This is a genomic window from Coprococcus sp. ART55/1, from assembly GCF_000210595.1.
Lineage (GTDB): Bacteria > Bacillota > Clostridia > Lachnospirales > Lachnospiraceae > Coprococcus > Coprococcus aceti.
Genome location: NC_021018.1, coordinates 655,075 through 666,837, shown reverse-complemented (window position 1 = coordinate 666,837; position 11,763 = coordinate 655,075). Strand labels below are relative to the sequence as shown.

8 protein-coding genes are annotated in these 11,763 nt (G+C 45.1%); 7 read left to right on the top strand and 1 reads right to left on the bottom strand.

Annotated elements, in window-relative coordinates:
* Together CCU_RS03235 and CCU_RS03230 are read left to right on the top strand one after the other, a co-directional pair.
* Positions 1-1,885: YfhO family protein (locus CCU_RS03235; protein WP_208895946.1), on the top strand; the 1,885-nt coding region annotated here is incomplete at its 5' end.
* A 34-nt stretch (positions 1,886-1,919) separates the two neighbouring features.
* Positions 1,920-4,535 (top strand): YfhO family protein, encoded by a 2,616-nt coding sequence (locus CCU_RS03230; RefSeq protein ID WP_015533545.1) that lies wholly within the window; start codon positions 1,920-1,922, stop codon positions 4,533-4,535.
* On the opposite strand, the gene CCU_RS03225 is transcribed toward CCU_RS03230, so the two are convergent.
* Complete coding sequence (locus CCU_RS03225; protein ID WP_015533544.1) at positions 4,513-5,610, bottom strand: LysR family transcriptional regulator; 1,098 nt, start codon at positions 5,608-5,610, stop codon at positions 4,513-4,515. The two genes, CCU_RS03230 and CCU_RS03225, sit on opposite strands and share 23 nt — an antisense overlap.
* Before the next feature lie 118 nt (positions 5,611-5,728).
* Between CCU_RS03225 and leuC the strand changes: the two genes are divergently transcribed.
* From leuC to ilvB, 5 genes are all read left to right on the top strand, one after another.
* The gene (gene leuC, locus CCU_RS03220) at positions 5,729-6,994 is read left to right on the top strand and encodes a 3-isopropylmalate dehydratase large subunit (RefSeq protein WP_015533543.1); all 1,266 of its coding nucleotides are present in this window, start codon (positions 5,729-5,731) and stop codon (positions 6,992-6,994) included.
* 42 nt (positions 6,995-7,036) lie between these two features.
* Positions 7,037-7,528, top strand: a complete 492-nt coding sequence (leuD, locus tag CCU_RS03215; RefSeq protein ID WP_015533542.1) for a 3-isopropylmalate dehydratase small subunit — start codon at positions 7,037-7,039, stop codon at positions 7,526-7,528.
* Positions 7,529-7,592: 64 nt separating this feature from the next.
* Complete coding sequence (gene leuB, locus CCU_RS03210; protein ID WP_015533541.1) at positions 7,593-8,675, top strand: 3-isopropylmalate dehydrogenase; 1,083 nt, start codon at positions 7,593-7,595, stop codon at positions 8,673-8,675.
* 27 nt (positions 8,676-8,702) lie between these two features.
* Positions 8,703-10,373 carry a dihydroxy-acid dehydratase gene (gene ilvD, locus CCU_RS03205; protein ID WP_015533540.1) on the top strand — a complete coding sequence of 557 codons (1,671 nt, stop codon included), beginning with the start codon at positions 8,703-8,705 and terminating at the stop codon, positions 10,371-10,373.
* Between the two features lie 33 nt (positions 10,374-10,406).
* Positions 10,407-11,763, top strand: a 1,357-nt coding sequence (gene ilvB, locus CCU_RS03200; protein ID WP_208895945.1) for a biosynthetic-type acetolactate synthase large subunit, incomplete at its 3' end; no start/stop codon positions are given.

The following is an 11,763-nucleotide window of genomic DNA, read 5'->3' as shown; positions in this document are numbered from 1 at the left end:
AGAAGATATACCATTTAGCAAGTTTGGTAATTTTGCAAATTTGTTCCAGAGCTTTTTCTGGGGACATGATATAGATATAGCTGGAAGAACTCTGTATGCAAGGAATATGTATATGGGACTGTCTCTGCTTTTCCTTGCGGTTGTATATGTGTTTAACAGGAATATACAGCTTCGGGCAAGAGTTAAGAGACTGGTGGAGATAGCGCTGCTTGTTGCCTGTCTGAATCTGACAGGGGCACTGTATGTTCTTCATGGGTTCACATATCCACATCTATATTCTTACAGATATGCTTTTATTCTTGTCATACTTCTTATTGTTTCAGCTTTTGAGTGTGCTGTGAACTGGACGAAGCCGGGGATTCGGGAAGGGATACTGACCGGAGTTGTATTTCTGGTTTTCTTTGGGGGCGTTTTTCTGGCAAACAATGAGGTGCAAAATGTAGTCTGCTATATGGTCACGATTCTGCTTATTATATATTTGTTTATGGTATTTGTATTACAGGCCAGAAACAGCATAAAGATAAATTCTCTGATTGTGAATTTTATAGTAATACTTTTTGTGGAACTGATATCCAATGCCGTATATGTGAATACGGATGCATATACTACGGGCAAGGAGCATCTAGGCGGGACTGACGGATGGAGAGCCATATATAATGAAAAGGACAACAGTGATCTTAATAGAAAGACATCCTGGATTTTGTCACAAAATAATACAGTCTATTCAGACACTAATATATTCTCTTCAATCATAAATACAAAAGTGACATGGCTTTTTGATGCGCTTGGAATGGTGTATCAGGAACACGGCGCTACATATGCATACAGAAATACTACACCGGTAACTGCGCTTATGTTCAATGTAAGAAATGTATTATCGGATGCAGATGCATATTATGGTGGATATACAAAGGAGCAAAGTTATAATCTGAAAAACGATGTGTACGATATAGATGATGAGATTGCATGGTATACAACAGACTATGCTGTGGGAGTGGGCTTTTCTACAGATGGCAGTATAAAAGATTGGAATGTGTCAGACGTAGTTCCGTTTGAGGTGCAGAATGAATTCGTGAAAGATGTGTCGGGAGTTGAAGGAGTGTTCACTCATGTTTCACCGGATGAACTGACTGATTTTGATGTGAAATATAGAGGAAGCACTCCGGATAGACAGGTCTTGCCGGATGGAGTAACTTTGGAGAGAAAGACTGATAAAAATGCTTATACATATATGAATGTGTCGCTCGATGAAGATTACCATGCCACACAGATTTATACGTTTACAGCTCCGAGGGATATGCATCTGTATGTGAGCCTTGAGGATGCAAATAAGCTGTGTAATATTGTAACTGTAGACGGAAATGTGATAGCGGATATAAATGAGTATGACGCTTATCCCTCGCCAAAGGATGTACTTGATCTCGGTGAGCTGAAGAGTGGGCAGAAGGTCGAGATACAGGCAGTCAATCTGTCCACAGTCCTTAAAAAAGGAGTAACGTGTATAGATTTCTATGAATATCACGATGACAAGATGCAGGAATGCAAGGAATCAATTAAGGATAGGACACTTTCACTTGACACAGTGACATCTACATATGTAAAGGGTACGGTGACAGCAAAGGAGGATGGTATATTGTATACATCAATTCCTTATTACAGAGGCTTTACAGCGTATGTTGATGGAAATAAGACCGATATAACACCGTTGGCAAACGGTGCGCTTGTGGGTCTGGAGCTGACAGCAGGAACACATACAATAGAATTCAGGTATGTAACATATGGCTTTAAGCTAGGGCTTATGTTATCTGCAGCAGGATGGCTCATAGTTGTATTATACATGGTGAATCTCAGACGCAGCAGGAAAAAGAAGGTACAGGCTGCATAGAACAGATAGCGCAATAAATTAAGTGGGGATTGATATGGGTACAAAGCAAGGAGAAGTAAACAAACATAAAAAGAGCGGGATTCTGTATGCGGCTGTATTCTTAGTTACATTTCTGATATATACAGTAATTCTGATTCTGCAGAAAGCATATCCGTTCGGAGATAAAAGTTTTCTGACGTATGATGCATATGTGCAGTATAAGAATATGTTTCATATGTTATTTGAATGGATTTCAGGAGGTGGCAAAGGAAGCTTTATCTGGTCGATGGGAATGGGAATCGATGCTGTACAGGAGTCACTGTATTACTGCCTGAGCCCGTTCAATATCATCGTTCTGATGTTGGGAGAGAGCAGGCTGGAACTTTCCATGGTATTGCTTATCATCATAAAATCCGCCTGCCTGCCGGTCACGGCGCTTTACTTTTTCAGACATACCAATAAGAAAAATACAGAGAATGGGTACAGCCAGACAGTTGCAACGTTCATAGAGCTGGCATGCAGTATGGCATATGGACTGTCCGGGTATGTCCTTGCATATGGACATAATATTATGTGGCTTGATGGGCTTATTCTGCTTCCGATAGTGGCACTTGGCATAGAGCATCTGTCAGATGGAAAAGGATGGATGTTATACACGCTGTCTTTGGCAGTGTCGATCATATGCAATTTCTATTTTTCATTCTATATATGTGTGTTTGCCGTGATATATTTCTTGCTGGAAAAACGGGAAAATGTCAAAGATTTCCTGCGCAGAGGGCTTTCGTTTGCCGGCTGCTCGGTGCTGTCTGCTCTGCTCGCAGGAGTGGTTCTGGTTCCTGCCGGACTGGTGGTCATGAGAGCGGCGTCTTCGGTGACTGATATGGGGCTTGAAGGAACACAGATGTGGGGACAGTTTGGAGCGTATATATCTTCATTCTATCCGCTGAAGGATCTGGAATGTGTATCTATGTTCAGCAATAACAGTTATTGTGGAAGTATTGTTGTATTTGCTGCCTGCATTTTTATTCTGTCTGATGTGTGCGACTGGAAGACGAGGGTGAAATACTGTATAGCCATGGCCCTGCTAGTGCTTGCCCTGAACTATCTTCCGCTCAATTACGTGTTCCATGGCATGACGATCACACATGGACTTGGAAACAGGTTTGCATTTATATTAACGTTTATATTAATTGCTGCAGCATATCGAATTCTCATGAATCTTGGTAAGCTGAGACTGAGGTATATTGCTGTAAGTACTGCGGTGGCAGGCGTAATATTTGTGGCAAGTCTTATTGACAGCAGAGAGATGAGTACCCCGCTTGGCTATGTTATATTTATGCTTATGCTGGCATTTGCAGCCATTCTGTGCGTGCTTTGCAGAAGAGGAAGCATAAAGCCGGGAGTGGCTGTGTGCATTATCTGTGGCTGCTGGATAGCTGAGATTATGGGAAATGCATTATATGTAATGCCGGGCAAGACGGAGAACTGTCTTCTGACAGATGCTGTAAGACTAGATCAGTGGGAATCAGTATACAATTCCCTGGATACAGAAAATGGCACCAGAAAGAGCGCTATGGTTTATGAGAATTATGCGCCATATTCTCAGACAAACTGGTATTCATCCATGGCAAATGGAAATACGATCAGAGCGTTTTCCAGTATGGGACTTGCCCACTTTGACAATGTTGAATATATATATTCGGGAACTACACCGCTTACAGCGCTCATGTACAATGTCAGATATGTGCTGAGTCCGGAGAATGGTACTTACGCAGGGTATAACCTTGTTGCTGAGAATGACGTATACAATCTGTATGAAGCAGAAACTCCTGAGATGATGGGATTTATGTTGGATGATGGTATCGTAGACTGGAAAGCAGACAGGACACCTCTTGAAAATCAGAATGATTTTATGAAGAGTGGCTGTGGTCTGTCGTCAGATGTATTTACAGAGATTGATATATCGGATTGGAGTACTTCTTATCTCAATCAGGACACACTTAAGGAATCAGTGGGTTATTGCATATACAGAACGTCAAATGCATTTGTGCCGATGACCCGGTATGAGTTTGATGCTGAATCTGATATGGATATGTATGTCTACAGTAAGGATAGCCGTGATCACTATGTGGAGATGATCGTGGACGGAGAGCTCAGGGCATCGAATGGGTCATATGTTACAGAACAGCTGTCACATGTCGGCCTCGTAAAGAAAGGACAACATGTCAGGATAACTATAGGAGGTGCGACCAGCTCTAAAACAAGAAGTGTTGGTGAGCGATTTGTAAAGGTATACAATTACAATGCAGATGAATTTGAGAAAGCAGAAGAGAAGATACTCGATAGTCCGCTTGAGTGCACAGGATTTGGAAAGAATACTTTCTATGGAAGTGTGGATGTGAAAAATCCAGGTATCCTGTATATCGCATATCCATATGATGATGGGTTTAAGATATATGTGGATGGAGAGCCGGCAGAAAAAATTCGCCTTGGTAGAGGCAATATGGGTGTCCGGATATATGCGGGCAGTCACGATATAGAAATTGCATACAGAACACCTGGGCTTATGGCTGGCGCACTGGTTTCGCTGTTTGGAATATGCATCATGCTGTTTATGCTGAGGTGGGACAGTAAACAGAAGCATGTAATCACACCCCTACCCATTCCATAAATTTTCTCATAGCCGTACCCTGGTTCTTCACTCCCGAGTAAGCAAATCCGACAGTTCTGCTTGGAATAGGAGTGTTAAGAGGAAGCTCGGTGATGACTCCTGAGCTCAGCTGTTCCTGCGCGAATTCACGGACCACGCTTGCGACGCCCATTCCTATGGCGGCGAAGTCGATGAGGAGATCCATGTTGTTGATCTCAAGTACCTGGCTGCAGCTTATGCCCTGTGAGTGGAGATACTCGTCCACGTGGGTACGGGTTACATTTGCCTCCTCCAGAACCATGAGGTTGGAGCCTTCAAGGATGTTGACTGTTGATATATTGGACATACATGAGTTGCTTGAGTTATGAATAGTGGTAGAAGCAGAGACGCCGGATGAATGTCCGGTATCTCTGCTTTTTTTTCCCACAACTTGATCTGTTGCATCGTCATGTGTGGCAGAGACTAAGCCTGAGTTAAGCAGTGGTATAATGTTACCCTTGATGTTGCCTGGAAGCTCATCGGCAAAGCTGTATTGATCTCTGCCATTTGTACGTTCGTAGAAATTATCCAGATATTCAGGGCTTGCCACAAATACGTCATGTATCTCCTTGACAGGAGAGTAGACTATTCCCTTTGGAAGCTCTGTGTTGCAGATCAGGCCTATATCTATATCCTCATTTCTGAGGAGCTTGATGGTGTTCACGGTTGAGTGGCAGTCTATGCTGAACTTGATGTTGGGATTCTCCCTGATGAAGTCCTTCAGATAGTCCAGTAGTATGTGCTTGCACAGAGATGTGCTTACGCCGATCCTTATGTGGCCGATTCCAAGCTCCTTGTAATTCTTCAGATTTTCTTCACCCATATTCAGAGAGTCAAATGCCCTCTCAACATATTCATAGAGAACCTGTCCCTCTTCGGTCAGGGTGACACCTTTTGAGCTTCTGGAAAAGAGTGCAGTGCCAAGCTCTGCTTCCAGCTTGGATATTGATTTGCTGATCGCGGGCTGACTGATGTAGAGCTGATTTGCAGCTTTGCTGATGTTGCCGGCTTTGGCAACTGTATGAAAAATAACGTAATTGTTCAGATTACTTATCATGATATTCCTCCAGGTTATAACAACTATTCTATATATATATTGTAATTATACCTAGATGAGTGATATTATCAAGAGTAAGAATTTGTATTTAGAAACAAATGATAGGAGGACTATAAATATGGGTATGACCATGACTCAGAAGATTTTAGCTGCTCATGCAGGACTGCCATTAGTTGAAGCAGGACAGCTTATCGAGGCAGATTTGGATTTAGTATTAGGAAATGACGTAACAACTCCGGTCGCAATTCACGAGATGGAGAAGTTCAACAAGAAGGAAGTATTTGACAAGAAGAAGATAGCACTTGTCATGGATCACTTCACACCTAACAAGGATATCAAGAGTGCAGAGCACTGTAAGTGTGTAAGACAGTTCTCAGCGGCAAATGAGATCGAGAACTATTTCGATGTCGGAGCAATGGGTATCGAGCATGCGCTCCTTCCGGAGAAAGGACTTATCGTGGCTGGTGAGACATGTATCGGAGCAGACTCACATACATGTACATACGGAGCACTCGGTGCATTCTCAACAGGTGTCGGAAGTACAGATATGGCAGCAGGAATGGTGACAGGCAAGGCCTGGTTCAAGGTTCCATCAGCCATCAAGTTCAACATCGTTGGAGAGAAGGCAAAGTGGATCAGTGGTAAGGACGTCATCCTTCACATCATCGGTATGATCGGTGTTGACGGTGCGCTTTATAAGTCTATGGAGTTTGTTGGAGAGGGAATCAAGAACCTCACAATGGACGATAGATTTACAATTGCGAACATGGCCATCGAGGCAGGTGCTAAGAATGGTATCTTCCCTGTCGATGAGCTTACAGAGGAGTACATGAAGGAGCACAGCACAAAGTCATATACAAAGTATGAGGCAGACGAGGATGCTGTATACGATGCAGAGTACACCATCGACCTGTCACAGCTTAAGCCAACAGTTGCTTTCCCTCATCTCCCAGAGAATACAAAGACTATCGATGAGGTCGGAGATATCAAGATCGATCAGGTAGTCATCGGTTCATGTACAAATGGACGTATATCAGATATGAGAATTGCGGCAGATATCATCAAGGGAAGAAAGGTTGCTGACGGTGTCAGAGTTATCGTCATCCCAGGAACACAGGATATCTACCTTCAGTGTATTGAGGAAGGCCTCATGACTATATTTGTCAAGGCCGGAGCAGTGGTTTCAACTCCTACATGCGGACCATGTCTTGGAGGACATATGGGCGTTATGGCAGCAGGAGAGAGAGCTGTATCAACAACCAATCGTAACTTCGTAGGACGTATGGGTCATGTAGACTCAGAGGTATATCTTGCCAGCCCTGCTGTAGCAGCAGCTTCAGCCATCACAGGTAAGATCAGCAGCCCTGACGAACTCGGTTTATAGGATTCAGTTTATTACAGAATATTTTATAAGGAGATATAGAGTATGAAAGCACATGGAACAGTACACAAATATGGTGACAACGTAGATACAGATGTAATCATCCCTGCAAGATATCTGAATTCATCAGATCCTGCAGAGCTTGCAAAGAGCTGTATGGAGGATATAGACAAGGATTTTGTTAAGAGCGTAAAGCCAGGCGACATCATGGTGGCAAGAAAGAATTTCGGCTGCGGATCTTCAAGAGAGCATGCACCTATAGCCATCAAGGCTTCAGGAATAAGCTGCGTAATCGCAGAGACATTTGCCAGAATCTTCTATAGGAATGCCATCAATATCGGACTTCCTATCATCGAGTGCCCTGAGGCAGCAGAGGCTATCCAGGCGGGAGATGATGTGGAGATCGACTTCGACAGCGGTATGATCTATGACAGAACCCAGGGAACAGAATTTAAGGGACAGGCATTCCCTCCATTCATGCAGGAGATCATCAAGAGCGAGGGACTCATCAACTATATCAATAATAAAAATAAATAGAGTATGAGCATGTTTGGCCAGAGTGAAGATATATCATGAAAGGCAAAACAGGAAGGAGACAAAAATGCAGTGTAATTTAGCCGTAATAAAAGGCGACGGTATCGGCCCTGAGGTAGTCACAGAGGCTATGAAGGTTCTCGATACAGTTGGAGAGAAGTTCGGACATACATTTGACTATGAGCAGATCCTCATGGGTGGATGTTCAATAGATGCAACAGGCGTACCGCTCACAGACGAGGCTGTGGCAGTTGCAAAGTCAAAGGATGCAGTTCTCCTCGGTTCTATCGGAGGAAATACATCCACATCACCATGGTATAAGCTCCCTCCAAATCTCCGCCCGGAGGCAGGACTTCTGAAGATCAGAAAAGAGCTTGGCCTCTTCGCAAACCTTCGTCCAGCCAATCTCTACGATGAGCTGAAGGAGGCATGTCCACTTAAGGCTGAGATCGCAGAGCGCGGATTTGATATGATGATGATGAGAGAGCTCACCGGTGGTCTCTACTTCGGCGAGAGACACACAGAGGAGGTTGACGGAGTTATGACAGCCGTTGATACCCTCACATACAATGAGAACGAGATCAGAAGAATAGCCATCAAGGCATTTGACATAGCTATGAAGAGAAGAAAGAAAGTCACATCCGTTGACAAGGCCAATGTCCTTGACTCATCAAGACTCTGGAGAAAGGTCGTTGAGGAAGTGGCAAAGGATTACCCTGAGGTTGAGCTTGAACACATGCTCGTCGACAACTGTGCGATGCAGCTTGTGAAGGATCCTGCACAGTTCGATGTGGTTCTCACAGAGAACATGTTCGGAGACATCCTCTCAGACGAGGCATCCATGATCTCAGGTTCTATCGGAATGCTTTCATCTGCATCACTTAACGAGACAAAGTTCGGTATGTATGAGCCATCAGGCGGATCGGCACCTGACATAGCAGGCCAGAACAAGGCGAATCCGATAGCAACCATCCTGTCTGCGGCAATGATGCTCAGATACACATTTGACCTCGACAAGGAGGCAGATGCAGTTGAGAACGCTGTAAAGACGGTTCTCAAGGACGGATACAGAACAATAGATATCCACTCAGAGGGAACACAGCTCGTAAGCTGTTCCGAGATGGGTGATCTTATCTGCGAGAGAATATAGAAAGGACCATTATTGGAGGAGAATAAGATGAAGAGTGATAATGTTAGGGTTGGAATGCAGCAGGCACCACACAGATCTCTGTTCAACGCACTGGGCATGACAAAGGAAGAGATGGAGAGACCTTTAGTAGGTATCGTATGTTCATACAATGAGATAGTTCCAGGTCACATGAACCTGGACAAGATAGCACAGGCAGTAAAGATGGGAGTTGCCATGGCGGGTGGTACACCTGTTATGTTTCCGGCGATCGCTGTGTGTGATGGTATAGCAATGGGACACATCGGAATGAAGTATTCACTGGTTACAAGAGATCTGATCGCAGACTCAACAGAGGCTATGGCTATAGCACATCAGTTTGACGCGCTCGTCATGATCCCTAACTGTGACAAGAACGTTCCAGGACTTCTCATGGCAGCAGCCAGAGTAAATGTCCCAACAGTATTTGTATCTGGCGGCCCTATGCTTGCCGGACACGTAAAGGGAAATAAGACAAGTCTTTCAAGCATGTTCGAGGCTGTAGGTTCATACGCAGCCGGAACCATGACTGAGGAGGATGTATACGAGTATGAGTGCAAGACATGTCCTACATGCGGATCATGTTCAGGTATGTACACAGCAAACTCTATGAACTGTCTGACAGAGGCTCTTGGAATGGGACTTCCTGGAAATGGAACAATCCCTGCAGTATATTCAGAGAGACTTAAGCTTGCAAAGCATGCAGGAATGGCAGTTATGGATATGTACAGAAAGGGTATCAAGCCTAGAGACATCATCACAAAGGAGTCAATCATCAACGCTCTTACAGTTGATATGGCACTTGGATGTTCAACCAACTCTATGCTCCACCTTCCAGCCATCGCACATGAGATCGGTTTCGACTTTGATATCTCATTTGCAAATGAGATCAGCGCAAAGACACCTAACCTGTGTCACCTTGCTCCTGCAGGCCACACATACATGGAGGATCTCAATGAGGCCGGTGGTGTGTATGCGGTTATCAAGCAGCTTGCAGATGCAGGACTCATCAACAAGGACTGCATGACAGTTACAGGCAAGACAATAGGAGAGGCTGTTGCCAATAGTGTAAACAAGAATCCTGAGGTCATCAGACCTATGGACAATCCATATACAGTTACAGGTGGTCTGGCTGTACTCAAGGGTAACCTTGCACCAGACGGCTCTGTAGTAAAGCGTTCAGCAGTTGTGCCTGAGATGCTGGCTCACAAGGGCCCTGCAAGGGTATTTGACTGTGAGGAGGACGCAATCGCAGCTATCAAGGGCGGCAAGATCGTAGAGGGTGACGTGGTAGTCATCAGATACGAGGGACCAAAGGGAGGCCCTGGTATGAGAGAGATGCTCAACCCTACATCAGCCATCGCTGGTATGGGACTTGGTTCATCAGTTGCCCTTATCACAGACGGAAGATTCTCAGGAGCAAGCCGTGGAGCGTCCATCGGACATGTATCACCTGAAGCTGCTGTGGGCGGACCTATCGCTCTTGTTGAGGAAGGCGATATGATCGAGATCGATATCAACAACCTCAGCATCAAGCTCGATGTCTCAGACGAGGAGCTTGCAAAGAGAAAGGCTGCATGGAAGCCAAGACAGCCAAAGGTTACAACAGGCTATCTTGCAAGATACGCAGCTATGGTTACATCAGGCAACAGAGGTGCTGTTCTTGAGGTGCCAAAGAATTAATTGATCACAATTAAGGGAAAAGGAGAAAGTAAGATGTCAAAGATATCAGGTTCTGAAATTGTTATAGAGTGCCTTAAAGAACAGGGCGTTGACACCGTGTTCGGTTATCCGGGAGGAACTATCCTCAACGTATATGATGCCCTCTACAAGCACCAGGATGAGATCAACCATGTGCTCACATCACATGAGCAGGGGGCTGCCCATGCGGCAGATGGATATGCCAGAGCTACAGGCAAGGTCGGCGTATGTATGGCCACATCAGGTCCGGGTGCCACCAACCTTGTAACAGGTATAGCTACAGCATACATGGATTCCATTCCTGTTGTGGCAATAACAGCAAATGTAGGTGTAAATATGCTCGGTAAGGACAGCTTCCAGGAGGTAGACATTGCAGGTGTTGTTATGCCTATCACCAAGCACAGCTTTATCGTGAAGCACATAGATGATCTTGCACCGACCATCAGACGTGCGTTCAAGATCGCAAAGAGCGGCAGACCTGGCCCGGTGCTTGTGGATATAACAAAGGATGTAACCGCAGCGGAGACAGAGTATATACCAGAGACACCGGAGGTCATCGAGAGAAAGACAGACACCATCCGCGAGGAGGATGTGAACAAAGTCATTGAGATGATCAAGGTTTCAAGAAGACCATTTATCATGGCAGGTGGCGGATGTATCATCTCTGACGCATCAGCAGAGCTTGCAGAATTTGCAGATAAGGTGGATGCACCAGTGTGCGATACACTTATGGGCAAGGGCGCATTTGACGGAAGAAGCGAGAGATATACAGGCATGATCGGTATGCACGGAACAAAGGTGTCCAACCTCGGTGTGTCAAGGGCAGATCTTGTGATCGTTGTTGGTGCCAGATTCTCAGACCGAGTTATCGGAAATGCATCCAAGTTCGCGCCAAATGCAAAGATCATACATATAGATATAGATGCAGCTGAGATAGACAAGAACATCCCTACAAATGCCAGCATAGTCGGCGACGCAAAGGAGGTCCTGAAGCTCCTCAACAGCAAGCTTGCCGCCCAGTCCAACAAGACATGGATGTCTGAGATCGAAGACCTCAAGAAGCAGAATCCTGACGTGTACAGCTTTGACACACTGAACGGACCTGCAGCTATCAAGAAAATCTACGAGCTTACAGAGGGTGATGCGATCATCACAACAGATGTCGGACAGCATCAGATGTGGGCAGCCCAGAACTATACATTCAAGGAGCCTAGGACATTCCTGTCATCAGGCGGACTTGGAACCATGGGTTACGGTGTTGGCGCAGCTATCGGAGCAAAGTACGGCAGACCTGATAAGACAGTCATCAACATAGCCGGTGACGGATGCTTCAGAATGAATCTGAACGAGATAGCAACAGCTGCGAGATACA

Bases quoted from the DNA above. Each gene is read 5' to 3' on its own strand.
- CCU_RS03230 (WP_015533545.1), top strand. From the start codon at position 1,920: ATGGGTACAAAGCAAGGAGAAGTAAACAAACATAAAAAGAGCGGGATT.
- CCU_RS03225 (WP_015533544.1), bottom strand. From the start codon at position 5,610: ATGATAAGTAATCTGAACAATTACGTTATTTTTCATACAGTTGCCAAA.
- leuC (WP_015533543.1), top strand. From the start codon at position 5,729: ATGGGTATGACCATGACTCAGAAGATTTTAGCTGCTCATGCAGGACTG.
- leuD (WP_015533542.1), top strand. From the start codon at position 7,037: ATGAAAGCACATGGAACAGTACACAAATATGGTGACAACGTAGATACA.
- leuB (WP_015533541.1), top strand. From the start codon at position 7,593: ATGCAGTGTAATTTAGCCGTAATAAAAGGCGACGGTATCGGCCCTGAG.
- ilvD (WP_015533540.1), top strand. From the start codon at position 8,703: ATGAAGAGTGATAATGTTAGGGTTGGAATGCAGCAGGCACCACACAGA.